The sequence below is a fragment of the Streptomyces jumonjinensis genome, from assembly GCF_009600885.1.
Taxonomy (GTDB): Bacteria; Actinomycetota; Actinomycetes; order Streptomycetales; family Streptomycetaceae; genus Streptomyces; species Streptomyces jumonjinensis.
Map to the genome: position 1 here is coordinate 9,844 of NZ_VCLA01000187.1, position 628 is coordinate 10,471.

Annotated in this window: 1 protein-coding gene; it reads right to left on the reverse strand. The window is 72.5% G+C overall.

The window, feature by feature from the left end:
• The coding region (locus FF041_RS29280; RefSeq protein ID WP_153525606.1) for an amino acid permease at positions 1-628 on the reverse strand (628 nt) is incomplete at both ends.

A 628-nucleotide genomic window follows, 5' to 3' on the forward strand; every position in this document is an offset into this window, starting at 1 on the left:
GAGCGCCAGCGCGGGCCCGCCGACGTAGCAGGCCAGCCGCATCTCGGGGACGTAGAACCCGGTGGCGTACACGGAGAGCAGCGCCATGATGCCCAGGGCGGGCGTGACCCGGCCCCCGCGCAGCCGCAGCGTCGACGGCGGCCGGTCCGCGTCCTTGCGGAAGGCGTAGAGGGTGCACAGGATGATGATCCACACCGCGATCACCCCGAAGGTGCCGAGCGCGAGCATCACGGAGAAGACCCGGGCCCCGAAGAGCGCGGTCAGCCCCGCGGTGACGAGGAAGCCGAGCGAGGAGACGAGGACGGCCCGGCGCGGTACGCCGTGCCGGGTGGTGGCCCCGAGGGCCCTCGGCGCGAGCCGGTCGCCGCCGAGGGAGTGGAGCATCCGGCCGCTGGCGTAGAGGTTGGCGTTGGCGGCGGAGAGCGCCGTCACCAGCACGACGAAGTTGGTCACCGAGGCCGCCGCCGGGATTCCGGCCGCGTGGAACATCATCACGAACGGGCTGGTCTCGGTGGAGTGACCGGAGGCGAGCTTCGGCCACGGCATCACCGCGAGCATCACCGCGATGGCGCCGAGATAGAACAGCGTCAGCCGCAGAATGAGCGAGCGCAGGGCGCCGCGCAGCGAC